19 protein-coding genes and 1 tRNA gene are annotated in these 24,619 nt (G+C 67.8%); 8 read left to right on the forward strand and 12 right to left on the reverse strand.

Features of this window, described 5'->3' with window-relative positions; genetic code table 11:
* Positions 1-93 precede the first annotated feature (93 nt).
* The 4 genes from ASE63_RS06590 to ASE63_RS06605 all read left to right on the forward strand — a co-directional run bounded on the left by ASE63_RS06590 (position 94) and on the right by ASE63_RS06605 (position 5,284).
* Positions 94-3,429 (forward strand): helicase-related protein, encoded by a 3,336-nt coding sequence (locus ASE63_RS06590; protein ID WP_056798887.1) that lies wholly within the window; start codon positions 94-96, stop codon positions 3,427-3,429.
* Positions 3,430-3,472: 43 nt separating this feature from the next.
* The gene (locus ASE63_RS06595; protein WP_056798378.1) at positions 3,473-3,784 is read left to right on the forward strand and encodes an RNA-binding S4 domain-containing protein; all 312 of its coding nucleotides are present in this window, start codon (positions 3,473-3,475) and stop codon (positions 3,782-3,784) included.
* 172 nt (positions 3,785-3,956) lie between these two features.
* A complete protein-coding gene (gene fdxA / locus ASE63_RS06600; protein WP_056798381.1) occupies positions 3,957-4,295 on the forward strand; it encodes a ferredoxin FdxA in 339 nt (112 codons plus the stop codon).
* A gap of 386 nt (positions 4,296-4,681) precedes the next feature.
* A complete protein-coding gene (locus ASE63_RS06605) occupies positions 4,682-5,284 on the forward strand; it encodes a CarD family transcriptional regulator (protein WP_056798386.1) in 603 nt (200 codons plus the stop codon).
* Between the two features lie 88 nt (positions 5,285-5,372).
* Here the strand turns inward: ASE63_RS06605 and ASE63_RS06610 are convergent, their stop codons facing one another.
* From ASE63_RS06610 to ASE63_RS06620, 3 genes are all read right to left on the reverse strand, one after another.
* A complete protein-coding gene (locus ASE63_RS06610; protein ID WP_056798389.1) occupies positions 5,373-6,242 on the reverse strand; it encodes a dienelactone hydrolase family protein in 870 nt (289 codons plus the stop codon).
* Positions 6,243-6,447: 205 nt separating this feature from the next.
* Positions 6,448-7,932, reverse strand: coding sequence for a M48 family metalloprotease (locus ASE63_RS06615; RefSeq protein WP_056798392.1), 1,485 nt, complete (start codon positions 7,930-7,932; stop codon positions 6,448-6,450).
* 5 nt (positions 7,933-7,937) lie between these two features.
* The gene (locus ASE63_RS06620; RefSeq protein WP_056798395.1) at positions 7,938-8,729 is read right to left on the reverse strand and encodes a hypothetical protein; all 792 of its coding nucleotides are present in this window, start codon (positions 8,727-8,729) and stop codon (positions 7,938-7,940) included.
* Between the two features lie 28 nt (positions 8,730-8,757).
* Here ASE63_RS06620 and ASE63_RS06625 point away from each other — a divergent pair.
* Positions 8,758-8,834: transfer RNA gene (locus ASE63_RS06625), tRNA-Arg, on the forward strand.
* 56 nt (positions 8,835-8,890) lie between these two features.
* Here ASE63_RS06625 and ASE63_RS06630 read toward each other — a convergent pair.
* On the reverse strand, positions 8,891-10,207 hold the full coding sequence (locus ASE63_RS06630; RefSeq protein ID WP_244491309.1) for an aspartate aminotransferase family protein: 1,317 nt from the start codon (positions 10,205-10,207) through the stop codon (positions 8,891-8,893).
* Positions 10,208-10,339: 132 nt separating this feature from the next.
* On the opposite strand from ASE63_RS06630, the gene ASE63_RS06635 reads away from it, so the two are divergent.
* Positions 10,340-11,131 (forward strand): IclR family transcriptional regulator, encoded by a 792-nt coding sequence (locus ASE63_RS06635; protein WP_156410222.1) that lies wholly within the window; start codon positions 10,340-10,342, stop codon positions 11,129-11,131.
* 26 nt (positions 11,132-11,157) lie between these two features.
* On the opposite strand, the gene ASE63_RS06640 is transcribed toward ASE63_RS06635, so the two are convergent.
* The 5 genes from ASE63_RS06640 to ASE63_RS06660 form a co-directional block, all read right to left on the reverse strand.
* Positions 11,158-12,105 carry an ABC transporter permease gene (locus tag ASE63_RS06640; protein WP_056798401.1) on the reverse strand — a complete coding sequence of 316 codons (948 nt, stop codon included), beginning with the start codon at positions 12,103-12,105 and terminating at the stop codon, positions 11,158-11,160.
* A complete protein-coding gene (locus tag ASE63_RS06645) occupies positions 12,102-12,971 on the reverse strand; it encodes an ABC transporter permease (protein ID WP_056798404.1) in 870 nt (289 codons plus the stop codon). The genes ASE63_RS06640 and ASE63_RS06645 overlap by 4 nt, the downstream gene beginning before the upstream one ends.
* Positions 12,972-13,053: 82 nt before the next feature.
* Entirely contained in the window at positions 13,054-14,532 is a 1,479-nt protein-coding gene (locus ASE63_RS06650) for an ABC transporter substrate-binding protein (RefSeq protein ID WP_244491310.1), read from the reverse strand.
* 99 nt (positions 14,533-14,631) lie between these two features.
* The gene (locus tag ASE63_RS06655) at positions 14,632-16,140 is read right to left on the reverse strand and encodes a M81 family metallopeptidase (RefSeq protein WP_056798408.1); all 1,509 of its coding nucleotides are present in this window, start codon (positions 16,138-16,140) and stop codon (positions 14,632-14,634) included.
* Positions 16,141-16,286: 146 nt separating this feature from the next.
* Entirely contained in the window at positions 16,287-17,750 is a 1,464-nt protein-coding gene (locus ASE63_RS06660) for a M81 family metallopeptidase (RefSeq protein WP_056798411.1), read from the reverse strand.
* 186 nt (positions 17,751-17,936) lie between these two features.
* Between ASE63_RS06660 and ASE63_RS06665 the strand changes: the two genes are divergently transcribed.
* Positions 17,937-19,439: a M81 family metallopeptidase gene (locus ASE63_RS06665; protein WP_056798415.1), complete on the forward strand. Its 1,503-nt coding sequence runs from the start codon at positions 17,937-17,939 to the stop codon at positions 19,437-19,439.
* Positions 19,440-19,766: 327 nt separating this feature from the next.
* Here ASE63_RS06665 and ubiB read toward each other — a convergent pair whose 3' ends face one another.
* Entirely contained in the window at positions 19,767-21,323 is a 1,557-nt protein-coding gene (gene ubiB, locus ASE63_RS06670; protein WP_056798417.1) for a 2-polyprenylphenol 6-hydroxylase, read from the reverse strand.
* 103 nt (positions 21,324-21,426) lie between these two features.
* Positions 21,427-22,188 (reverse strand): bifunctional demethylmenaquinone methyltransferase/2-methoxy-6-polyprenyl-1,4-benzoquinol methylase UbiE, encoded by a 762-nt coding sequence (ubiE, locus tag ASE63_RS06675; RefSeq protein WP_056798423.1) that lies wholly within the window; start codon positions 22,186-22,188, stop codon positions 21,427-21,429.
* A gap of 114 nt (positions 22,189-22,302) precedes the next feature.
* On the opposite strand from ubiE, the gene mutM reads away from it, so the two are divergent.
* Positions 22,303-23,193, forward strand: coding sequence for a bifunctional DNA-formamidopyrimidine glycosylase/DNA-(apurinic or apyrimidinic site) lyase (mutM, locus tag ASE63_RS06680; RefSeq protein ID WP_056798427.1), 891 nt, complete (start codon positions 22,303-22,305; stop codon positions 23,191-23,193).
* Between the two features lie 95 nt (positions 23,194-23,288).
* On the opposite strand, the gene ASE63_RS06685 is transcribed toward mutM, so the two are convergent.
* Positions 23,289-24,614 carry a glycosyltransferase family 1 protein gene (locus ASE63_RS06685; RefSeq protein WP_162261728.1) on the reverse strand — a complete coding sequence of 442 codons (1,326 nt, stop codon included), beginning with the start codon at positions 24,612-24,614 and terminating at the stop codon, positions 23,289-23,291.
* Positions 24,615-24,619 lie beyond the last annotated feature (5 nt).

Consider the following 24,619-nt stretch of genomic DNA (forward strand, 5'->3'; position numbering starts at 1 on the left):
CCTAGGGTACCGTCACGCTCCGCCCCGGCTGCGCGATGCGCCGATCCGCATCGCGCAGCCGGGAAGCGACACATCACGATTGGCCGCGACTTGATCCCTCAGCGCTCTCTGCCCCCTTCCGTTCGCGCCAATGGCGTCACCGCGGTGCTGGGGCCCACCAACACCGGCAAGACCCATCTGGCGATCGAGCGGATGGTGGCCCACCCAACCGGCATGATCGGCCTGCCGCTGCGCCTGCTGGCGCGCGAGGTCTACCAGCGCGCCGTCGAGCGCGTCGGGCCGGAGGCCGTCGCGCTCGTCACCGGGGAGGAGAAGATCAAGCCGGCGCGACCGCGCTTCTGGGTCTGCACCGTCGAGGCGATGCCGCGCGATCTCGCTGTCGACTTCGTCGCCATCGACGAGATCCAGCTCGCCGCCGACCTCGACCGCGGCCATGTCTTCACCGACCGGCTGCTCAACCGGCGCGGCCGCGCCGAGACCATGCTGATCGGCGCCGCCACGATGAAGCCGGTGATCGAGCAGCTGATCCCGGGCGTCAATGTCGTGACCCGGCCGCGGCTGTCGCAGCTCATGTTCGCCGGCGACCGCAAGATCACGCGCCTCGCCCCGCGCTCTGCCATCGTCGCCTTCTCGGTCGAGGAGGTCTACGCCATCGCCGAGCTTATCCGGCGGCAGAAGGGCGGCGCGGCCGTCGTGCTCGGCGCCCTGTCGCCGCGGACGCGCAATGCCCAGGTCGAGCTCTACCAGTCCGGCGATGTCGACTATCTCATCGCCACCGACGCCATCGGCATGGGGCTAAACCTCGATGTCGACCACATCGCCTTCGCCGCCGACAAGAAGTATGACGGCCATCATTTCCGCAAGCTCAATCCGGCCGAGTTCGGGCAGATCGCCGGCCGGGCCGGGCGCCATCTGCGCGACGGCACCTTCGGCACCAGCGGCCGCTGCCCGCCCTTCGAGGCCGATCTCGTCGAGGCGATCGAGAATCACCGCTTCGAGCCGATCAGGCAGCTGCAGTGGCGCAATACAGATCTCGACTTCCGCTCGATCGCGCAGCTGATCGACAGCCTGAACCTGCAGCCGAGCGAGGCGGGCTTGACCCGAGCCCTCATCGCCGAGGACATGACGACGCTCGAAATCCTGGCCAGGGACCCCGACGTCAAAGCGCTGGCGCAGGGCCGCCCAGCGGTGGAACGGCTCTGGGAGGTCTGCGGCCTGCCCGATTATCGCAGGATCGCGCCGCAACAGCATGCCGACCTCGCGACGACGCTTTATCTGCGCCTCATGCGCCATGGCCGGCTCGACATCGACTGGTACAAGGCGCAACTTGCGGCTCTGGACCGGACCGATGGCGAGATCGACACGCTCTCGGCGCGCATCGCCCAGGTCCGCACCTGGACCTTCGTCGCCAACCGTCCCGACTGGTTGCCCGATCCTGAGCATTGGCAGGGGGTGGCGCGTCTTGTAGAGGACAAGCTGTCCGACGCTCTGCACGAGCGTCTTGCCAGCCGATTTGTCGATCGGCGCACCAGTGTTCTGATGCGCCGCTTGCGGGAGAATGCGATGTTGGAGGCTGAGGTCACCGCGACGGGCGACGTGCTCGTCGAGGGCCAGCACGTCGGAATGCTGCAGGGCTTCCGCTTTACGGCGGACCCGAAGGCCGGCGGGCCCGAGGCGAAAGCCCTGAATATGGCGGCGATGAAGGCGCTCGCCAGCGAGATCGAGGCGCGTGCGGCGCGCGTCGTCCTTGCCGGCGACGACGCCTTCGTGCTGTCGCATGACGGGCTGCTGCGCTGGGTCGGCGAGCCGGTCGCGCGCCTGGTCGCCGGCGAGAAGGTGCTCGAGCCGCGGCTGCGCCTGCTTGTCGAGGAGCATCTGAGCGGCCCGGCTCGCGAACAGGTCGAGACGCGGCTCGCGCTCTGGCTTAAGAACCACGTCACCCGCCTGCTCGGCGCGTTGCAACTGCTAGAGGACGCGACCGCGCTCACCGGCATCGCGCGTGGCATCGCCTATCAGGTCGGCGAATCGCTCGGCGTGCTGGAGCGCGCCAAGGTCGGCGAAGAGATGAAGACGCTCGAGCAGGAGGGCCGTGCCGCCCTGCGCCAGCTCGGCATCCGCTTCGGTGCCTTCCATCTTTATGTTCCGGCCCTGCTGAAGCCCGCGCCGCGGGCGCTCGCCGCCCAGCTCTGGGCGCTGAAGCATGGCGGCCCGGATACCGCGGGCCTCGACGACATCGCCCATCTCGCTGCTTCGGGCCGGACCTCCTTCCCGGTCGACAAGGCGGTGCCGAAGGGGCTCTACCGCGCTGCCGGCTACCGCGTCTGCGGCGAGCGTGCCGTTCGCGTCGATATCCTCGAGCGCCTCGCGGACCTGATCCGCCCGGCCATCGCCTATCGCCCCGGCCTGACCCAGGGCCAGCCGCCGGTCGGCGCGGCCGATCAGGACGGCTTCGTCGTCACCGGTGCGATGACATCGCTCGTCGGTTGCGCCGGCGAGGATTTCGCCTCGATCCTGCGTTCGCTCGGCTATGTCTCGATCAAGCGCCCCGGCCCGGCCATCACCGTGCCGTTGGCAGCCCCGCCGGCCCAGGTCGAGCCGGCGGAACCTGTCGAGGCAGAGGACGCCGCGGCAGGGGACGAGACCGACTCCGGAACCGAGAGTGCCTCCCCGCAGGAAGTCGGCACGGAGACGGCCGCGGAGGCAGCCGCTTCCGGCGAGGCCGAGGCTACTCCCGACACCGCGGCTCAGCTCAATGAAGCCGCCGAAGCGGCTGCTCCTGCCGATGAGCCCTCGGCGGAGACGCCCGATGCTCCGATCCTGACCGAGGCCGAGCTGGAGCCGGCGCGCGAGCCCGTCCCGGCCGACGCGCTGTCCGCTTTGCCGGCCGCGAATGCCGAAGCGTCGCCGCCGGTGGAAGCCGCGGAGGCGCCCGCCGCGCCGGCGGAACCGGAACTGATCGAGGTCTGGCGCCCGCATCGCCACCAGGGCGGCCGCCGGCCCGAACCCGGCCAGCGTGGCCAGCGCGACGGCGCAACCGGCGAGCGCCAGCCCGGCGCCCGCCGCGGCGACAGGCCGGGCCGCGGCCGTCCCGGCGGTCCGCGTCGCGATGGCGAGCCCCAGGCGCCCGCCGCGGCGGCAGGCGCTCCTGCCGGCGTGCGCCCCGAGCGCGAGCCGCGGCGCGACGAACGCCCACGCAGTGGTCAGCGCGGCCAACGCCCAGAAGGCCAGGGCCGCCCCGAGCAAGGTCGTGGCCCGCGTCCGGACTTCAAGCGCGACGGTCGTCCGGGCGGTCCGCGCCGCGAGGATCGCGGCGGCGAACGCTTCCAGCAGCCGCCGCGGCCGCGCCCCGCCGATCGGGAGCCCGATCCGGATTCGCCCTTCGCCAAGCTCGCTGCGCTGAAGGCCCAGCTTGAAGGCGGCAAGAGCTGAACCCATTTCGGGGCGCGTGAGCTCCTGAAACGGCAGGCCATACGTGCGGGATGATCGTCAGCGCCTCGACAAATGGCTCTGGTTCGCGCGCTTCGCCAGAACGCGACCGGCCGCCGTGCGCCTGGTGGAGGACGGCCATGTCCGGATCGAGGGTCGCCGGGTCCAGAACCCGGCCCATGGGCTGAAGCTCGGCGATGTCCTCACGCTGGCGCTGCCGCATGCCACAATGGTCGTGCGCCTGCTCGCGCTCGGCGCCCGCCGCGAATCCTACGAACAGGCCCGGCTGCTCTATGAAAGGCTCGACGAGGCGGGCCGCGGCGATGCGCCGCTTGCGGCAGGCAATGGCGAGGGTTAAACAGCGCCATCGTTTGCATACATATGAAATGCGATGCCAGCGTCGCGGATCTTTGCTCCCGTCGTTGGCGGGGACGCCGGACGCCTGCAGCCCGGTAGCGGCAAAACGGCCTTGAAACCTGAGCCCGCGAGGGCTTTATGAGGTCCGCTGGCAGACTGGAAGGACCTGCGACATGACCTATGTGGTCACCGACAATTGCATCAAGTGCAAGTATATGGATTGCGTCGAGGTTTGTCCGGTCGACTGCTTCTATGAGGGCGAGAACATGCTCGTCATCCATCCGGACGAATGCATCGATTGCGGCGTCTGCGAGCCTGAATGCCCGGCCGAGGCCATCAAGCCGGACACCGAGCCGGGGTTGGAAAGCTGGCTGCAGCTCAACGCGAAATATGCCTCGAGCTGGCCGAATATCAGCCAGAAGAAGGAACCGCCGGCAGACGCCAAGGAGTTCGACGGCGTCCCTGGAAAGCTCGAGGCGCATTTCTCGCCGAACCCGGGCGAAGGTGACTGAAATACGCGCCTGAATCGCCTGCCGGATCGGCGAAACAGCGTTAACCATTCCTGCTCCGCTGCGCCCAAGCTTGCCCGGAGCTTGCGTTTACCTTTGATTCGGCGTGTTTTTTATGCTACACGATAGCTTCAGTCGCATTCGTTCCGCATGCCCCTGCGAGGTTTCCACAAACGGGGCGTCCCCAAGAAAAGGATGACGAAAGCCCCCGGCACCCCGCCGGAGCTTCCGATGTCTTTGTCTGACGGCACAGAAGAAGCGACCGGCTGAGGGAGCGTGAGGCGGCGGGTGGAAACCCGTTTGCGTCAGGCGGAGTGTCTCCGGTCATCCGGCCGGAGTTCGAGAATCGCGTGCCCGCGTCCAGCGGTCCGGTCAGGAGTCTTATCGGCATGTCCACGGTGAAGAAAGCTGTCGTGCGCCAGGGTTTCAAGACGGGCGAGTTCGTCGTCTACCCGTCCCATGGCGTCGGCCAGATCACGGCGATCGAGGAACAGGAAGTCGCAGGCTTCAAGCTCGAACTCTTCGTCGTCAGCTTCGCCAAGGACAAGATGACGCTCCGCGTCCCCACCGCCAAGGCCGCCAGCGTCGGCCTGCGCAAGCTCGCCGATGCCGAGAGCGTGACCAAGGCCCTGACCACGCTGACCGGCCGCGCCCGCGTCAAGCGCACCATGTGGTCGCGCCGCGCCCAGGAATATGAGGCGAAGATCAATTCGGGCGATCTCGTCGCCATCGCCGAGGTGGTGCGCGACCTGTATCGCTCCGAGGCCCAACCAGAGCAGTCCTATTCCGAGCGCCAGCTCTACGAGGCCGCCGTCGACCGCATGACCCGCGAGATCGCCGTCGTCGACGACGTCACCGAGACCGAGGCCCTGAAGAAGATCGAGGGCCAGCTCGCCAAGTCGCCGCGCCGCCCGGGCAAGGGCGAGGTCGCTGAGGCCGCCGATGGCGACGTCGAGAGCGACAACGACGATATCCAGGAAGAGGCCGCCTGATCCAGGCAGCGCTCACCGAAGACGAGGAACCCGGCGGGTAACCGCCGGGTTTTTTCGTTTTGAGCCGCCGCTGGTCACACGCCGAGCTTCAGGCCGCTCCCGTTTCCGAGGCGAGAAAGGCGACCGAGCGCTCCCAGGCCTGTTTTGCCGCGGCCGCATTGTAGCGTTCCGCGCTGGTGTCGTTCAGGAAGGCGTGATCGACGTCCGGATAGACGATGACCTCATGGCGAATGCCGGCCGCCTTCAGAGCGGCCTCGTATTCCGGCAACGCCTGAACGAGACGGGTGTCGCGCGCGGCATGCTGGATCAGCAGCCGCGCCTTGATCTGCGGGACGCCGGCAAGGTTGGGCGAGCGGCCATAGAACACCACCCCCGCGGCGAGCTCGGGCGCCGCGACGGCGAGATCGTTCACCGCGCCGCCGCCCCAGCAGAAGCCGATCGCCCCCGTCTTGCCGGTTGCATCCGGACGCGCGGCCAGAAGCTTGAGCGCCGCGCGGCCCTGCCGGACGACCTCCTCCGCCGGCAGGCGCGGAAACAGCGCGCGGGCCTCGTCCGGATCCTTTGGCGTGCCGCCCAGCGGCGTCAGGAAATCGAGCCCGAGCGCGGTGAAGCCGGCGAGCGCCATGCGCCGCGTCACATCCTCGATATGCGGGTTCAGGCCGCGGTTCTCATGGATGACGAGCACGCCGCCGCGACGGCCCGCTGCCTTGGGAGCGACGAGATAGCCTTTTAACGCCACGCCATCGACGCTCGTATCAAGGCGCTCGGTGCTGATCCGCGCATCGTCCGGGGCGACCTGCTGGGCATGCGCATAGTTCGGCTCGAGCAGCCCGAGCGCCGCTTCCGCCGCAGCGACGGAACCGGCGAGCGCAATCAGGCGATTGAAGAAGACGCGGCGGTCGAGCGGCTTGTGGGTGTACTCGTCGTAGAGTTCGACGATCCTGCGATCGAGTGCCATGCCGATCTCCTCGATGGTTGCCGATGGAAAGACGCTCCTCGCGCGCGCAAGCCCGGAGGTGCGGGCATTCTAACCGCTTCGGCCGGCTGCGCGCCCCTGCGGAGCAACCATCGCGGCTTCGTGAAACCAGTGCGACCTCGAGCCGCCAGCCTCGATCCCGCCTCGGCTTTGCCCGAACCCGCAAGTCATTTTTCGGGCCGATGCTTTACTCGGCGACGATCTTGTAGCGCTGACCGGGTGTCAGGGCCGTGCCGCGTTCGATCCCGTTCAGCACGAGGAACAACTCCTGGGCGCGGTCCTGCTCCGGCATCCGCGCCGCCATCGTCACCGGCGTGTCGCCCTCGGCTGCCGCAACCGTCCTGACCTGCATCGGACGGACAGCTTGCGCCTCCTCGGCGCTCAGCACGCGGAAGCTCGACAGCAATGCGCGCATCGGCCGCTCCGGATCGCCGCTGCCGCGCGCCGCCAGGATGAAGCGGTAGACCCGGTCGCCGGCCTGCACGGCGGCCAGCCGGAAGGTCCAGTCCGTGCCCTTGCCGACGGCGAGCGCCGCGGGCTGGCCGTTGACGTCGAGCGTCTCGACGGCCGTCGTCTCGACGCCTTCGATCCAGCCAGCGGCGACATAGTCCTGCAGCGTCTGGCCGGACTTCAGCGTCACCGAATCGAAGCGCATCGCCTGCGAGCCATTGCCGCTGACGCCGATCACCATGTCGCGCGCCGCCTCCAACGAGAAGCCTTCCGGCGCAGTAAAGCCGAAGCGCAGCGCACTGTTCAGGTAGCGCCTGCCGCGCACCACGCCGTCGCGCGGATCGTCGCCATAGGCGATGCCGTCGATCGCGGCGAGCCAACGCCCGGCGTCGCGCTCGCCGATGCCCGGCGCGCCGATCTGGCGGGCAGCGGCCGTCACGGCACCGATGCGCTCGGGCGTCTGCGGATGGCTCGACAGCATGTCGAGGCGCTTATCTTCCGGATTCTGGTCCTGGGCCCGGTTGCGGAAGGCGGTATTGCGCCCGAGTGCAGAAAGGAAGCGGCCGGCGCCATAGGGGTCGTAGCCGGCGCGCGAGATATTGCGCACGCTGATCTGGTCGGCGGTGAGTTCCTGCTGACGCGAGAATTTGGCAAGCGAGAGCTTCGAGCCGGCTTTCACGGTCGCGCTCGCGGCCGGATCCTTCAGCACCTGCGACACGACCTGGCTGACCAGCGCCGATTCCGCCTCGCGCTCGGCCCGCTCGACCGCATGCTGGGCCGTGACATGGGCGATCTCATGGGCGAGGACCGAGGCGATCTCGGCTGTGTCGTTGGCAAGCACGAGCAGGCCGCGCGTGACATAGAGCCGGCCATTGGGCAGGGCGAAAGCATTCACCGCCGGTGAATTCAGGATGGTGATCTCGTAGGAGCCGATCTGGCCCTCGCCGGCCTTTGCCAGCCGCTGCACCACCTCGTCCAGCGCGGCCCGCGCCCTGGGCGCGCGGTATTCGCCGCCGAAGGCCTGGAGCAGGCGCAGATGCTCGCTATCGGATGCGCGCTGAACCGTGCTGACGCGCGGCGCGATTTCGCCGCCGGAGACGCTCTGCGTCGGCAGCAGCGCGTTCTGGTCACTCGTACACGCGACGAACAGAAGCGCCGGGAGCGCGAGCGCAGCCAGCCGCGTGGGACGAGGCAGAAATCCATGTCGCCAGAACGCCAGCATTTACGTCAGTCGACCAGTTCCAGGGCGAGCTTCGATGTCACGTCGAGAAGCAGCCCATCCCGACCGGACAGGACGCCACGCGCCCGCAAGCGTTTACCGCTGACCCCACGCACGGTCCAGCCGACATCCTGCATCTCGCGCCACAACCTCTTCGACAGCACGATCGACGCGGCCTCCCCACGCCGGCGCGAGAAATTCAGATAGGTCCGTTGCGCGCGCTCGCCGACAGAGGCTATGCGCCCCTCCAGCAGCACGAGCCGCCCTTCTTGCGCCTTGAGAGCGGCGAGATCATGGCCGTCTATGGCCTCGCCTTGCGCTGGCTCGCCTCCCGCAGGCACTGCGCGGGCAGTGCGTGCTCGCGCCTGCGCAACCGGCCTTCCGCCTGTGCAGCGCGCCGGCCGCGCCTCTGGCAGGGCAGACGCCGCGCCCGCATTCAGCAATGCGGCCGCAAGCTCTTGGGCAGACGCAGCGTCGGTGCCGCCCGGAATATGGAGTCTGGCCGGCAGCCGGCCCCAGCGGTCGGGCTCGCCAGTCACCACGAGCTTGAGATCACGGCCGCGCCATTGGCCGATGCCGGCGGCAAAGCGCGCGGCCTCGGCATCGTCCTGGCGTGGCGCGATCCCGACGAGGCGAAGTCGCCGCCCATCCGCGAGAAGCGGATCGCCGGCCTCGTCCAGTCCTGACAGCCTCACCGTCTCGCTGTCCGGCGCCAGCTCCGCGCACGCATCGTTCGCCCCGGCCGCTCCGGCGAGGAACGGCAGGACGAGGAAAACGGCAAGAAGAGGCTTCACCGACATGGCGATTATGCTACACGGATCAGCGTGCGTCCCGGTAGCTCAGCAGGATAGAGCAACGGTTTCCTAAACCGTAGGTCAGGGGTTCGAATCCCTTCCGGGACGCCATCGCCTGCTTCCGGGGCAAGCGCCGCCTCTTGCCCGGGATCGCAATCCAACCTGATTTAGCCGATCTCGCGCACCGCGCCATGCACCGCTTCCAGCGTGGCGTCGACCACCGCCTCGTTGTGCTCTGACGAAACGAACCAGGCGCCGCGTTCGAGGACCCGCACGCCGCGCTTGAGCATAGCTAGCGCGAAGCGGACACAGGCCGCCTTGTCCGCCGCAGCGACGTCGCGATAGTTCCGCGCCGGCTGATCGAGCCCGAAGGCGATATGGAACATCAGCGGGAATCCCGCGACCTGCGCCTTGATGCCCGCTTCCGCCAGGATCGTGCGGATGCCGTCCTGAAGACGCTGCCCCCGCGCCGAACTGCACCCGTAATGCTCGGGCGTCAGGGCCTGTTGCGTCGCGACCAATGCCGCCATCGCGACAGGCTGGGCGTTGAAGGTGCCGCCATGCAGGACGCCCTCGGCGAAGAGATCGAGCAGATCGGCCCGCCCGGCCAACGCCGCAACCGGGTAGCCGTTGGCGATTGCCTTGGCCAGGATGGTCAGGTCCGGCGTGACGCCGAAAAGCTCCTGCGCGCCGCCGCGGGCGAGGCGGAAACCGGTGATCACCTCGTCGAAGATCAGGAGCGCGCCATGCTTGCGGCAAGCGGCGAGCGCGCCTTCGAGATAGCCCGGCGCCGGCGCTATGGCGCCCTGGTTGCACATCGCCGGTTCCATCATCACCGCCGCGACGTCGCCGCGGGCAAGGCGCTGCTCCAGCGCCGCGAGGTCGTTCCAGCCGAGGATTGAAAGACCATCGCCGGCCTTCGGATCCTGGCCGCGGCTGCCGGGCACCGGCGTCGGCGCGTCGGCTGGGCCGGCCGCATTCAGCCCCGGCGCGGTCGACCAGAGGATGTTGTCGAACCAGCCGTGATAATGGCCCTCGAACTTCACGATGGTGCGCCGCCCGGTCGCCGCGCGGGCGAGGCGGAACGCCGCCTGCGCCACCTCGGAGCCGGAAGAGCCGAAACGCAGCCGCTCGGCCGAGGGAACATGCTCGCAGATCAGCTTCGCAGCCTCGTGCTCGATCGGCGTCTGGCCGGCGAAGAGGATGCCGCGCTCGGCCTGCCGCCGCACCGCCTCGATCACGCCGGCCGGGGAGTGGCCGAGCACGGTCGCACCCATGCCGCAGTAATAGTCGATGATGCGGTTGCCATCGACATCGACGAGATAGGCGCCCTCGCCACGCTCGAAGACGAGCGGGCCCGGCGCCATGCCGAGCCGGAAGTTGCTGTTCACGCCGCCGGCGATGTAGCGCGCATTCGCTGCGATCTGCCGGGCCGATTCCTCGAAGCGCAGCGTCCCCGCTGCTTTGCTCGCCTTTGCGGACACTTTCCTGTTCTCCGTTGCCGGTGGTTTCGAGCAGATCATCGCGCCTATTCCCTGTAAAGGAACTTGCGTTTCGTGCTATGGAATTTGTATCGCGGGCCGGCAGCTGCTCGCGACCCCGTGAAGGAAGCGGCCATGACCCGGCAATCGAGGAATCCCTACATCGTCCAGCCGGTGATGAAGGCGCTGAAAGTGCTCGAGCTGGTCGCCCGCCATGGCCACGAGATCGCGCTGACGGCGGTCGGCAAGGAGCTGAGGATTCCGAAGACCACCACCTTCCGCTATTTGCAGACGCTGTCGGAGGCCGGGTTCCTGACCCACAACCAGGAGACCGACAAATACAATATCGGTCCGCTGATGCGGTCGATCGCGCGCGCCGATGCCAGCGTCAGCAAGATCCGCCAGCTCGCGCGCCCCGCCATGATCGAGCTGATGAACGAGTTCAACGAGACCGTGAATCTGGCGGTGAAAGGCGACGGCACCATCGTCTATATCGACCTCGTCGAGGCCAACCGCTCGCTGCGGATGCAGGCCCGCATCGGCGACAGCCATCCGATGCACTCGACCGCGCTCGGCAAGGCGATCCTCGCCTTCCTTCCTGAAGCGGAAAAGCAGCGTCAGCTCGACAGGCCTCTGACCGAGCGCACCGGCCGCACCCTGCTCGAGCGCGAGGAGATCGAGCGCCAGCTGCGCATGGTGGCGAAGCAGGGCTACGCCACCGAAAGCGGCGAGAACGAGGACGGCGCAATGTGCATTGGCGCGCCGATCATGGACGAGAACCGCTACCCGGTCGCGGCGTTGAGCATCTCGGCGCCATTGATGCGGATGCCCCGGCCGCTCGCGGCGAAGGCGGGCGCGCGGCTGCGCGAGGTCGCGCAGGCGATCTCCGGCCATCTCGGCTCCGACGCCGGCATTCCGCCCGCCTGACCGGCGGAGGGCCAGCCGGGCGGCGCTCATCGGTACTCGATCCGCGGATCGATCCAGGCATAGAGCAGGTCGACCGCGAGATTGATCAGCATGTAGGCGACCAGGATCACCATGATGCAGCCCTGGATCAGCGGGTAGTCGCGGGTGCTGATGGCCTGGATGATCAGCCGCCCGAGGCCGGGATAGGTGAAGACCGCCTCCGTCACGACGGTGCCCCCGATGAAGTTCGCCATCATCAACCCGACGATGGTGACGAAGGGGAGCAGGGCGTTGCGCATGATGTGCAGGCCGACGATGCGCCGCTCCGGCACGCCCTTGGCGCGCGCGGTCCGCACATAGTCCTGCCGCGCCTCGCCGATCAGCGAGGCTCGAAGGAAGCGCGCGAAGATGCCCGATACATAGATGCCGAGCGTCAGCGCCGGCAGGATCAGGCTACGCATCGCCTCCGCGGGCGATTCCCAGAAGGGCACATGGCGCGAAGCCGAGGGCAACCAGCGAAGCTCCACCGCGAAAAGCAGGATCAGCAGGATGCCGAGCCAGAAGGTCGGCACGCCGAGCGCCAGCGCGCTCCAGCCGCTGAGCAGGCGGTCGAGCCAGGAATTGGGCCTCACCGCGCTGGCGACCGCGACGGGGATACCGACGAGCAGTGCCACGACGAGCGCCGCGACGGCGAGTTGCAGCGAGGCCGGCAGGCGCTCGCCGATCAGCGCCATCACCGGCTGGCGGCTGTGCAGCGAGAGCCCGAAATCGCCGCGCAGGGCATTTCCGAGCCAGTCGAAGTACTGGATCAGCAGCGGGCGATCGAGCCCATGGCGCGCGATCGCCGCGGCGATCTCCTCCTTCGACGCGTTCTCGCCGACAAGTACTGCAACCGGCCCGCCCGGCACGGCGTAGATCATCGCGAAGACGGCGAAGGAGGCCAGGAAGAGCACCGGCAGCATCTGGACGAGGCGGCGCAGGACATAGCTCGTCATGACCCGCGGCGCTCCGCAAGGTCGGCATCGTGATTGTCGAGCAGCGCCGTCAGCGCCCGCCCGATCGTGTCGAGGGACAGGATCGTCAGCGTCAGCACGAGACCGGGCAGAACGGCATAGCTCGGCGCTTCGTGCAGATAGGATTTGCCGGTCCGCAGCATCTCGCCCCAGCTCGGCGTCGGCGGCGGCACGCCGACCCCGAGGAAGGCGAGCGCCGCCTCGAGCAGGATCGCGATCGAGGCCAGCACGATCGCCTGCACCACCAGCGGGCTCATCGCATTGGGCAGGATCGTGCGGAACATGATGTAGCCGGAGCTGCCGCCGAAGCTGCGCGTCGCCGCGACGAAATCGAGCTGGCGCAGCGCCATCACCTGGGCCCGCGCGATGCGGGCGAACGTCGGGACGCCGGCGATGCCGACGGCGACCAGCGCCGCAGCCTGGCTCCGGCCGAGCACGGCGATCAGCGCCATGGCGAAGAGGATGTTCGGAAGCGCGAGCAGCACGTCTATGCAGCGCATCAGCACGGAATCGCGCCAGTCACCGAAGAAGCCGGCGACGAGACCGACCGGCACCCCGATCGCAGCCGCGATGACGACTGCACCGAAGGCCGTGGCCAGCGATGTCCGCGCGCCATAGACGACGCGCGCCAGGATGTCCCGCCCGAGCTCGTCCGTGCCGAACCAGGCCGCGGCCGATGGCGGCATCAGCGAGTCCGCCAGGCTCTGCGTCAGCGGGTCGAGCGGCAGCCAGTCGGCGAAGACCGCGGCCAACGCGACCAGCAGCAGGAAGGCGAGGCTCGCCGCGGCGCTGCGCCGGCCACAGAGCCGGCGCAGCAACTGCAGGATCGATCCGGAACCCGCTCTCATCGCTTATCGCCGCGCGATGAGCCGATATGCGATGCCGCCGCCGTAGTCGGGCGTTGGCGCCGCCGCGCCACGCTTGGCCGCATTACTTGAACCCGATCGTCCGCGCGACGAGCAGGTTGTCGATCTCCGGCGTCACCCCGCCGATCTTCGGCGAAGCGACGATCAGCCCGACCTCATAGGAATTGGTCGGCACCGCAAAGGCCTCGTCCACCAGCACCTTGTTGAGGTTGTCATAGGCGGCCTTGACCTCGGCTTCGCTGCCGGTCGCGGCATCCACCCTGGCGATCGCCGCGACATAGGCCGGATGCGGATGCGGATCCTTGAGGATCGGGTTCTGCACGGTGCGGTAGATCGAATTCGTCGCGACGCGCGACGGGAACTTCTGGACATTGCCGACCGCGCCGAAGACCGCGGCGAAATCGCCGCCCAGCAGTGCCGTGACGAATTCGGCCCCCTGCCTGACGTCGAGCTCGATCGGGATTCCGGCCTTGGCCAGGGCCTGCTGCACGATCTGGCTGATCTGGACCGAGGATTCCTCGCTGCCGTTGACCAGGAGCTTCCAGTCCTTCATCTCGGCCGGCGACAGGCCGGACGCCTTGAGCAGCGCCTTGGCCTTCTCCAGGTCGTAGGCGTGGGACTTGTTGTAGCTGCCGTCGAAGGCCGGGCTCGCCGGCGCCCAGGGCTGGGCGACGACCTCGCCGAGCCCGGCATAGCCGACGCGCAGGATGCCGGCGCGGTCGATCAGATGGTTGAAGGCCTGGCGGAACGACTTGTTGCGGAACGGACCCCGCGTCGAATTGATCCGGAAGACCTGCACGAGCTTGCCCGGACCGGTGAAGACCTGATAGCCGGCGCTCTTCAGGCGCACGGCGCTGCGCGACGAGCCGTTGTAGATCAGGTCGACGGCACCGGATTCGAGCGCAGCACTCGCCGAAGCATCCTCGCTGAAGACGGTGAAGACCAGCTCCTGCGCGAACGGCTGCTGCGGGCGCCAGTAGTTCGGATTGGCCTTCATGCGCAGGCCCTGTCCGACGGCGCGGCTGACCAACAGGAATGGCCCAGTGCCGGCCGGAACCGTTTCGACCGTGTCGATGCCCTTCGCCTCGATCGGGATCATGAACTGCAGCAGGTCGAGGATCTGGCGGTCGGGCACCGGCCCCTTGAAATTGATCACCACCGTGCGCTCGTCCGGCGCTGACCAGTCCTTGACCACCGACATGGTCGGGAAGACGTTCTTGCCGCGCTTCGGGTCCGCTCCCTTCTGCAGGGTCGCGAGCACGGAATCCGCCTTGAACGGTGCCCCGCTATGGAAGGTCACGCCCTCGCGCAGCTTGACCGTGACCGAAGTCTTGTCCGGCGCGATCATCCACTCCGTCGCCAGGCTCGGCTCCGGCTTTCCGTCGGCCGTGTATTCGATCAGGCTGTCATAGAGGTTCTTGATGACGTGGAAATTGACGGTCGAGAGCTGCTGCGGGTCGTAATTGGCGAGTTCTTGAAGCACCGCGACCCGGAGCGTGCCGCCCTTCAGCTGCTGTGCAGCGGCGGTGTTCGATGCGGCCATGGGGACCATCGCCGCAAGCGCGATGCCCGCCATCCAGAATTGACGTCGCGATATCGTTGTCATCGGCACTTTCCCCATTTTTTGTGATTTGTCTCGGCGTCAGCTGGCTCCTGGACCCGGCTGCAGCGAATGCGCGCGCCAGTCACTGATGGTTTCGAGCGGGTAGACTGGACGCGGAATCCGCTGCCAGGGCAAGGTGAAGACGTCCGACTGCCCCGGCCCGCTCGTATCGGCGCGAATGACCTCCGAGGAGATCGACGCGAAATACTGGAAGTTCGACGCGGTCTTCAGCACGGCGATCTTGTAAGCGGTCGGATCGATGCCATAGGCCTCGTAGACGCTCGGCACATTGCCGGCGACGCCGCGCAGTTCGCTGATCAGCAGCGTCACCGGGCCGACATCGAACACCGCGACGCGGCCCATGTCGACCTCGCTCTGGTGGTTGAATTCGACCGGAACCGGGCCGGAGCCGAGTCGCCGGACCGTGCCGGTGACTTCGAGCGGCTGGAAGAAGGCCGGGGCAGAATCGCCGCCGAGCGTAAGCGTCACCTCCGCTCCCTCGCCGGCCGCGGTCAGCGTCGCCACCGCCTCGGGCGAGATGAGCGGGATCAGCGCGCGGCTGCCGATGCCGAGCCGCAGCATTGATTCCAGGATCAGGTTGCTGTCGCCGGCCGAGCCGCCGAACACCGTGTCGCCGGTGTCGCTGAGCACCACAACCCCGCGCGCCGCGGTATCAGCCGCGCGCACCGCATCGTCGACCGAGACCGCCTCGCGCTCCTGGAAATCATCGCGCATCGACCAGGCGAGGTCGGCGAGTTCGTCGGCCAGCGTCTCGGCCAGCGCGCGGTCGCCATCCGTCACCACGATGGTCGACCAGCCGCCCTCGGCGACGTCGAGCCAGGGCTGCATCGGATAGTTCGAGGCCTGCAGCACGCGCTCGTCCGCCTCCAGCGCGCGCGCCCGGTCGAACCAGCGCTTCATCGGCCCCTTCGATGTCAGAAACTGCTCCTGATGCGACAGCAGCGGAATCTTGCGCCAGGCCATCACCGGCCGGCGCTTCTCGCTCAGGATCTTGAGCAGCAGCGCGGTGCCGATCTGGCCGGTATCGAAGACGTCGTGCGGCTGGTGGCGATGCCCGACGATTGCCGTGCAACTCGCCATGATTTTGCGGGTGACATTGGCGTGATGGTCGAGGCCGAGCAGAATCGGCACCTCAGGCCCCAGGATCGAGCGGCAGAGCTCGGCCTGCTCGCCCTCGACATCGTCGATGCCCTCGGCGGCGCAGGCGCCATGAAGCTGCAGGACGAGCCCGTCGATCGGGCCGACGGCGGCGAGCCCCGCACTGATCCTGTCCTGGAAGAAATCGAAGGCCTCGCGGGTGATCCGGCCGCCCGCCACGCTCCAGGCCCGGATGATCGGAAGCGTCTCGACGGCAAGCCCCGATTCCGCAACCGCCGCATAATGCCCGCCGATCTGCCCGATCTCGCCGAAAAGCCGCGTGATCTCCGCGCCTTCATGGAGACCGAAGGCTTCGAAATCCGCCAGCGTTGTCGGCACGGGATTGAAGTCGTTGGTCTCCTGGACGATGTGGATCAAGGCTAGACGCACAGCTTGTCTCCCCGAAAACGACGCTCAGGCAGCTTCTGCAAAAACCTACTGACCGCGATATTCCGGTTCAAGGACCAGCTGTTTCGCAAGAAGAAACGCCGCGTCAGAGCTCGGAGAAACGCCTGACGGACGCTGTGGATGCCCATTCAAAGCCATGGGTTCGAGTCCAGCGGCGAGAAGGGGCGGCGGATCTTGGTGTAGGGAATCATGCGCGCATCGGGCGGATAGGGCCCGCCGCTGTCGAGATAGAGCACGCTGGCAGCGATCGGCGCGAAGGCCGCGTAGAAATGGTTCGAGGACTTCACCACCACGACCTGCTTGGCGGTAAGGTCGATGCCGAGGTCGGTGAAGACCGGCGGGCTGAAGGTCTGGGCGCGGGTCGAAGCCAGCACGATGTCCAGATTGCCGATCCGGATCGCAGCCGCAGGGCCGAGCGAAACCTGGCTCTGCTCGAAGGGCACGAGCAGAGCGCCGGTCGTGCCGGTGACGAGCACCGTCGCATCGATCGGCCGGCCCGAGCTCGGCGCCGCCTTGCCGGCGAAACGAAGCGGGATTTCGGCACCGACACCGGCCGCGCGGCAGAAGCTGACGGCGATCGGGTCCCAGAGCGCACCGATGGCCGCTTTGACCTCTGGTCGCCGGAGCAGGGCCTCGACCATTACCGAGGAATCGCCCGCGACGCCGCCGCCGGGATTGTCCCAGCGATCGGCCAGCACCACCGGTCGGCCGTGCTGCGCCAGGGCGAGCGCCGCCTCGATCCCCTCATCCGGCTTGTAGTGCCTCGGCATCGCGCCATCGCTGCCCCAGCGCAGGATTTCCAGCCCGAGTTCCCCGGCCAGCGCGGCCGCCTTGTCCCCGTCACCATCGGCGATCACCAGCACCTTGGTGCCGACATCGGCGACATCAGCGGCCTGGAAACCATGCGCCACCGAGATGCTGAGGATGCCACCCTTGCCCTCCATCGCCTTGATGCGGTCGACGAAGCCACGCCCCGGCTCCCGGCTCGTCATGAAGCTGGCGATGCCGCGGCAGTCGAAGACGGCACTCACCGGCCGCACCTCGGCCCGCGCCGCGCGCAGGCAGAGATCGAGCAGGTCCTCGGCCCGCTCGAGGAAATCCGTATGCGGAAACTCCTTGAAGGCGACGATGACGTCGGTGGCCTCGACCATCTGCGCGCTGAGATGGCAGTGCATATCGAGCTCGGCGCCGATGATACAACCCGGTCCCGCAAGGGCGCGGGCGCGCGCCAGCAGATCGCCCTCGCAGTCGTCATAGCCACGCGCGACCATCGCGCCGTGCAGCCCGAACAGGACGATATCGACCGGCAACGCCGCCGCGAGCTGGGCCAGGATCTCGTCGCGCAGGCTCTCATAGGCCTCGCGCGAGACCAGCCCGGCGGGCTCGGCCCAGGTCGCGGTACCCTCGATCAGGATGTAGCCTTCGCTCGCCGCACGGCGGCGGGCCGCGACCACCGGCGCCGAGCACAGCGTCGGCGTTTCCGGATGCGTGCCGGGCGAACAGTAGAAGGCGCTCTCGAAGGCGCTGCGATCGACGAAGAGCGGGGCGAAGGTGTTGGTCTCGGTCGCCAGCGACGCAACGAAGATGCGCATCCAGATGCCCCCGATCGGCGCCGCAAGCTCTGCAGCACCTCGCTCCCCACCATGATCTAACGAGAGGCCGACGACACCTGTCAAAGCCGGCTCGTTTCTCCTGGCGGAATAATGAGTGCTTGAATCGGAACGTCGCTGCGTTCGAAATGGCTGCGGATCAACCTTGCGAGCCGAGGATACCGCCCAATGTCGCGCACGCCTCGCATCCTGCTCGCCGGCCTCTTCCACGAGACCCACAGCTTCACCGAGGATGTGACCGCGCTCGCCGATTTCGCCATCCGCCGCGGCGAGGAGTTGCTGGCGCGGCGCGGTGACGGCTCCACCATCGACGGTTTCCTGGAAGTGGCGGCCACGGAAGGCTGGGAGGTTGTGCCGACGGTCGAATACACCGCACTGCCGTCCGGCATGGTCGATCACGACGTGCTGCGCCGGTTCCTGCTCGAATTCGAGGACGGCGTGCTCGCCGCCTCGGCGCGCGGCCGCCTCGATGGCATCTGGCTTGCCCTGCACGGCGCCATGGTCACGACTGAGTGCCCCGATCCGGAGGGAACACTGCTCGCCCGGATCCGCACCTTGCCGGGTTGCGAGACCGTGCCGGTCTTCGGTGTCTTCGACCTGCACGCGAATTTCACCGCCGCCATGGCGGCCCATGCCGACGGCCTCGTCGCCTATCGCGAGAACCCGCACAGCGATGCGCGGGATGCAGCCATGCACTCGGCCAGGCTGCTCGCGCGCAGCCTGGCCGAGAAACGCCGGCCGCGCATGGCCTCGCGCAATGCCCCGGTCGTCTGGCCGCCGACCGGTACGGGCACCGCCGACCGGCCGATGCGTGACCTGGAGGCGCTGGCGCGGTCGATCGAGCGGGACCATCCGGAGATCTGGGCGGTCAATGTGATCGGAGGCTACTCGTTCTCGGACGTGCCCGAGGCCGGCGTCGCCTTCGCGCTGGTTACCACCGGGGAGGAGGCCGAGGCGGAAAAAGCCCTCGCACGCCTGGCCGAGACGGCGGTGGCGTTGCGCGAACTCGGCCTGCCGCGGGAATGGGACATCGACGAGGCGCTGGCGGCGATCCTGCGCGCGCCCGACGGGCCCTGGCTCATCGTCGAGCCGGCCGACAATATCGGTGGCGGCGCGCCGGGGGACGGGACATCGGTGCTGCGCGCCTTCCTGCGCCACGAGGTCGAGAGCGGCGCCGTCGCCATCGCCGATCCTGCGGCAGTCGCAGCGCTGGCCGGCGCCAGCCCGGGCGATCTGCGCAGGCTCTCCATCGGTGGCAAGGGCAGCGCCATCGCCGAAGGACCGCTGGAGCTCGACGTTCGCTTCGTCAGCGCGAGCGACGGGCGCTTTGCGCTCGAGGACCTGAATAGCCATCTCGCCGCCTCGCAAGGCTCCCATTTCAGCATGGGCCCGAGCGCTGTGGTAACCGTCGGGCGCGGCATCACCGTGCTGCTCACCAGCCGCAAGACGCCGCCCTTCGACCTCGGCCAGTTCCGCTCGCAGGGCATCCATCCCGGGGCGCTCAAGGTCATCGGCGTCAAGGCAGCCGTGGCGCATCGGCGCGCCTATGACAGGATCGCCAAGGGCAGCTACACCGTCGCGACCGCCGGCCCCTGCACCAGCGAGATCGCCTCGCTGCCCTATACGAGGCTGCGCCGGCCGGTGTTCCCGATCGATGCGGATGAGCCGTGATCCGCCGGAGCTTGCGAGATAACCGGACCGAAACTCATAGCCGGTCCGGTGCTCTGGGGAATGCCACTGCTGCCCGGTTCGCGTTTCATATGTTGAGGCGAAAGCCGAACCCTCAGGGTCGTAATAGCCGAGTTGGACTGACGCCCTGCGAGAAGCGGGCCCGTACACCAGTGTCGACAGCCTGATGCCACATGGCGTCTATCCCGCCTCATATCCAAATTACCAGCAAATGCTTGGAAACCAGTAGAATAAACGCCATGCACAACGTCTGGAATTCAAAACCGGACGGCAGTGGGTCGAGCCCGAGCATGACGGCAGGCGCTGTCGTTACCCCAGCACCTCCCAGGCGATCAGCGCCGCGATCAGCCAGAGCGCCCCGGTAACCCAACGGTTGCCGCGCCCTTCGGCGCGGCCGATCGCCTCGACGCTGCGTTCGTTCAACGCAAAACCCTGGCGCGAGGCGTCCTCCAACTGGCCCAGCACGCGCTCCGCCCGCTGGATGGTTTCCGGCAGGCGGGCGAGGCTCGAAAACAGCGCGCCGGCGCCGCGTCCTGCCTCCTCGATCCGCCCGAGCGGCCCGAGATTGTGGGTGATCCATTCGCGCACCACCGGCTCGGCCGTGCTCCACATGTCGAGATGCGGATCGAGCGTGCGCGCGACGCCCTCGACCACCACCATGGTCTTCTGCAGCATGACCAGCTCGGTCCGAGTCGCCATGTCGAACATGCCGGTAATCTCGAAAAGCAGGGTCAGCACCTTAGCCATCGAGATCTGGTCGGCGCTCTTGTCGTGGATCGGCTCGCCAACCGCCCGGATCGCCTGGGCGAAATCCTCGACCGCATGGTGGCCGGGCACATACCCCGCCTCGAAATGCACCTCGGCGACGCGGCGATAGTCGCGCGTGATGAAGCCGAGCAGGATCTCGGCGAGGAAGCGTCGCTCCTTCAGGCCCAGCCGGCCCATGATGCCGCCGTCGACCGCGACAAGCCGGCCCTGCGCATCGACGAACAGGTTTCCGGGATGCATGTCGGCATGGAAGAAGCCGTCCCGGATCGCATGTTTCAGGAAGGACTGGATGACGTTGCGCCCGAGCGCCGGCAGGTCATGGCCGGCTGCGCGCAGGCCCTCGATGTCGGCAAGGCGAACACCGTCGATCCATTCGTCGACCAGCATCTCGCGCGCGGTGAGCTGCCAGTCAGGCGCGGGCACCCGGAAATCGGGATCGTCCTTGGTGTTTTCCGCGAATTCGGAGAGCGCGGCGGCTTCGAGCCGCAGATCCATCTCCATCGTCACCGAGCGCGCCAGCGTCTCAACGACGCCGGTGAAGCGCAGGCGGCGCGCCTCGGCCGAGCGGCGTTCTGCCAGCTCCGCGCCGAAGCGCATCGCGCCGAGGTCGCGATGGAAGCGGTCTCGAATGCCCGGCCGCAGGATCTTCACCGCGACTTCGCGGCCGTCCTTCAGCCGGGCGCGATGCACCTGCGCGATCGAGGCCGCGGCAACCGGCTCGCCGAAGCTCGAGAACAGCGCCTCCAGCGGCTGGCCATGCGCGGCCTCGATCGCGGCGCGCGCCTGCGCCATCGGGAAGGGCGGCATGCGATCCTGCAGGGCCGAGAGGTCGGAGGCGATCTTCATGCCGACGACATCGGGCCGGGTCGCGAGGAACTGCCCGAATTTCACATAGGAGGGCCCGAGCCGCGTCAGCGCCGCGGCGAGCCGCGTCGCCGAGGTTCCGGCGCCGCGCCGTTCGATCAGCCGGCCGAGCCGGATCATCCCGCGCGCCAGTGGCGGCAGCACGGACGGATCGACCAGCGCGAGCGCACCCTCGCGCGCCAGCACGAAGCCTGTGCGGGCGGAGCGGGCCAAGTGGAAGAGGGAGGAGATCATACGGACGCCGTCATGGTTGGGCTTGACCCGACCATCTCATGTTGGAGAGGGCTTCCTTCGAGAGATGCTCGGGTCAAACCCGAGCATGACGCGGGGTCGATATTCACAGCTTCCAGCCCGAATGCAGCGCGACGACCCCGCCCGTCATCGGCGTGAACTTCGCCCGGCGGAAACCGGCGTCCTCGATCATGCCGGCGAAGGCCTGTGGACGCGGAAACTTGCGGATCGACTCGACCAGATACTGGTAAGGCTCGGCCTCGCCCGTCACCATGCGACCCATCGGCGGGATCACGTTGAAGGAGTAGGCCTCGTAGACCTTGTCGAGCAGCGGCACGTCGACATGGCTGAATTCGAGACATAGGAAGCGTCCACCGCGCTTCAGCACGCGATGGGCCTCGGCCAGGGCCTTGTCGATGCGTGGCACGTTCCGGATGCCGAAGGCGATCGTGTAGCAGTCGAACCGGTTGTCCGGCAGGCCGAGCTCCTCGGCATTGCCCTGGACGAAGCGGATGCGGTCGTCGCCGGGAAAGCGCTTCTGCGCGCGGTCACGGCCGACCGACAGCATCTCGGCATTGATGTCGAGCACGGTGACGTCGGTCTGCGATCCGCCGGCCTCCAGCACCGAGAAGGCGACGTCGCCGGTGCCGCCGGCCACGTCGAGATGATGGAACGGGCGATCCTTTGCCGGGTTGATCGCGGTCAGTAGCGCGCTCTTCCAGGCCCGGTGCAGCCCCGCCGACATCAGGTCGTTCATCAGGTCGTAGCGGCCCGCGACCTTGTGGAAGACATCGTCGACCTTCGCCTGCTTCTCAGCGAGCGGCACGGTCTCGAAGCCGAAATGGGTGGTGTCTGAGGCTGCTGTCACGTTTCGGGCCGCTCTCGTGCAAATCTGTCTTGTTTCCGCGTGAGGGGATGAATAGCCAAAGGCGACGGGCTTGTCGCGGGCCCTCTCGACGCAGGCTTACCGAAGGTCCCACCGATGCCCGAGCTTCCCGAGGTCGAAACCGTCCGGCGCGGGCTGGAGCCCGCCATGCTGGGCGAGACCTTCGCACGGGTCGAGCAGCGCCGGCTCGACCTGCGCTTTCCCCTGCCGGAGCGTTTTTCCGAACGCCTGACCGGCCGACGCGTCGAGGCGCTGTCGCGCCGGGCGAAATACCTGGTCGCCGATCTCGACGACGGCCAGGCGCTGGTCATGCATCTCGGCATGAGCGGCCGCTTCGTCGTCGAGTCGCCGGGCACGCCGCCGACGGAACCCGGCGCCTATTATAATGAGATCGGCCGGCACCTTGCCCATGACCATGTCGTGTTCGAGATGGGGTCCGGCGCGCGCATCACCTATAACGACGTCCGCCGCTTCGGCTTCATGGACCTCGTGCCGCGCGCCGACCTCGCCACCTCCAGGCATTTCGCCGCCATGGGCATCGAACCGCTCGGCAACGAATTGTCCGGCGAGACGCTGGCGAGGCTGTTCGCCGGCAAGTTCGCGCCACTGAAGGCGGCCCTGCTCGACCAGCGCCTCGTGGCCGGTCTCGGCAATATCTATGTCTGCGAGGCGCTGTTCCGTGCCGGGCTTCATCCGGAGGCTGCGGCCGGAACGATCGCGACTGCGACAGGCCGCGCCCGACCGGTCGCGCATGACCTCGCCCGCATCATCCGCGAGGTGCTGGAAGAGGCGGTGGCCGCCGGCGGTTCGACCTTGCGCGACTTCGCCCATGCCGACGGCTCGCTCGGCTATTTCCAGCACCGCTTCAAGGTCTATGATCGCGAAGGCGAGGCTTGCGTCACACCCGGCTGCGGCGCTCTGGTGCAGCGTCTCGTGCAGTCGGGCCGCTCGACCTTCTATTGCGAGAGCTGCCAGCCGCGCCGATAGCGGTCCTCGTCCTTCTCGGGTGGAGCGAAGCGCACTCGTGTCCAAATCACCGGCAAGTACCCCGAGAACCGCATGCCGCTTTTCTGTCCGATGATCTAGCCCAGCACGCGGCCATAGACCGCCTTCACCCTCTCGGTGTAGCGATCGGGCGAGAAGAAGTCCGCCCGTTCCCGCCCGCGCCTGGACAGGTCCGCACGCAGGTCGGCGTCGGCATCGATGGCGCTGATGGCATCACGGATCTCGTCGATCCGGTAGGGATCGACGAGCAGGGCAGCATCGCCGGCGACCTCCGGCATCGAGCTCGTCTTCGAGGTGATGGTCGGGGTGCCGAGCAGCATCGCCTCCAGGATCGGCAGGCCGAAGCCCTCGTACAGCGACGGGAACAGGACGCCCCGCGCCCCGCGGATCAGCGACATGAGCGACGTCCGCGGAACATAGGAGAGCCGCTGGACGCGGCGGTCGGCGGTGATCCGCTCGCCATCGAAGCGCCAGCTCCGGAAGCGCTCGTCGTTGAGCAACTCGACATCACGGTCATATTGCCAGCCGAGCCCCCCGACGAGCACGAGCGGGCGGCTCGTTCCCGACGCGGCGAAGGCCTCGACCATGCGCGAAACGTTCTTCTTGGGCTCGATCGCTCCCAGGAAGAGGAAATACTCCTTGAAGCCGAGCCCGTAGCGATGCTCGATCTCGCGCGCGATCACGTCATCCTCGACCGACAGCAGCGCGCTGTCGATCGAGACCGACTGCCAGGTATTGGTGATCTTGTCTTCGGGCACGTCGAAGAATTCGATCACGTCGCGGCGCGTGAATTCCGAGACCGTGACGATATGGTCCGCCTCGCGGGCGATGTTCTTGATCAGCTTGTAGAAATAGCGCTTGTTGTCCAGCGTCGCGTAAGGCAGCCGCAGCGGCACGATATCGTGGATGGTATAGATATTCGCCGCGTTCCTGGCGCGCAGCGCGATCGGCCGCGTCGCGTGGAAGATGTCGTGCTGGCGGTCCGGCCGAACCGTCAGGCGCCGGCCATGGCGGTTGAAGTGCAGGAAGGCCCGTTCCTCGAGGCGCAGGGCAGCGTGGGTCGGATGGCGCCCGGCGGCTGTCGCGCCGGAGGCGGGGTCGAGCACGATGCGCTGGGCCGCCAGCCGCGACGCCGTGGCGCCGCCTGGCACGCCAACCGCCCAATCGATGGCGCGGCCGATATCCCTGACGGGATCGAACCCCGCCGGCTTGTTGGCATCATGAAGGCTGATCTCCGCCAGCAGCGGGTCCTTCCGATTGACGGCACGATCCGTGCCGATCAGCAGTTCGGTGTCATAGCCTGCGGCATCCGCAGTGCGCGCCAGGTTGCGGGCATAGGTCGCGATGCCCGTGCCCTGCGGGAGGGTGATGGCATTCGCCTCGAAAAGAATGCTCTTTGACACCGCAG

It is taken from the genome of Allobosea sp. Root381, from assembly GCF_001429395.1.
In the GTDB taxonomy this organism is placed as follows: domain Bacteria; phylum Pseudomonadota; class Alphaproteobacteria; order Rhizobiales; family Beijerinckiaceae; genus Allobosea.

Bases quoted from the DNA above. Each gene is read 5' to 3' on its own strand.
- ASE63_RS06650 (WP_244491310.1), bottom strand. From the start codon at position 14,532: ATGGCCGCATCGAACACCGCCGCTGCACAGCAGCTGAAGGGCGGCACG.
- ASE63_RS06615 (WP_056798392.1), bottom strand. From the start codon at position 7,932: ATGCTGGCGTTCTGGCGACATGGATTTCTGCCTCGTCCCACGCGGCTG.
- fdxA (WP_056798381.1), top strand. From the start codon at position 3,957: ATGACCTATGTGGTCACCGACAATTGCATCAAGTGCAAGTATATGGAT.
- ASE63_RS06610 (WP_056798389.1), bottom strand. From the start codon at position 6,242: ATGGCACTCGATCGCAGGATCGTCGAACTCTACGACGAGTACACCCAC.
- ASE63_RS06620 (WP_056798395.1), bottom strand. From the start codon at position 8,729: ATGTCGGTGAAGCCTCTTCTTGCCGTTTTCCTCGTCCTGCCGTTCCTC.
- ASE63_RS06635 (WP_156410222.1), top strand. From the start codon at position 10,340: ATGACCCGGCAATCGAGGAATCCCTACATCGTCCAGCCGGTGATGAAG.
- ASE63_RS06665 (WP_056798415.1), top strand. From the start codon at position 17,937: ATGTCGCGCACGCCTCGCATCCTGCTCGCCGGCCTCTTCCACGAGACC.
- ubiB (WP_056798417.1), bottom strand. From the start codon at position 21,323: ATGATCTCCTCCCTCTTCCACTTGGCCCGCTCCGCCCGCACAGGCTTC.
- mutM (WP_056798427.1), top strand. From the start codon at position 22,303: ATGCCCGAGCTTCCCGAGGTCGAAACCGTCCGGCGCGGGCTGGAGCCC.
- ASE63_RS06660 (WP_056798411.1), bottom strand. From the start codon at position 17,750: ATGCGCATCTTCGTTGCGTCGCTGGCGACCGAGACCAACACCTTCGCC.
- ASE63_RS06645 (WP_056798404.1), bottom strand. From the start codon at position 12,971: ATGAGAGCGGGTTCCGGATCGATCCTGCAGTTGCTGCGCCGGCTCTGT.
- ASE63_RS06605 (WP_056798386.1), top strand. From the start codon at position 4,682: ATGTCCACGGTGAAGAAAGCTGTCGTGCGCCAGGGTTTCAAGACGGGC.
- ASE63_RS06640 (WP_056798401.1), bottom strand. From the start codon at position 12,105: ATGACGAGCTATGTCCTGCGCCGCCTCGTCCAGATGCTGCCGGTGCTC.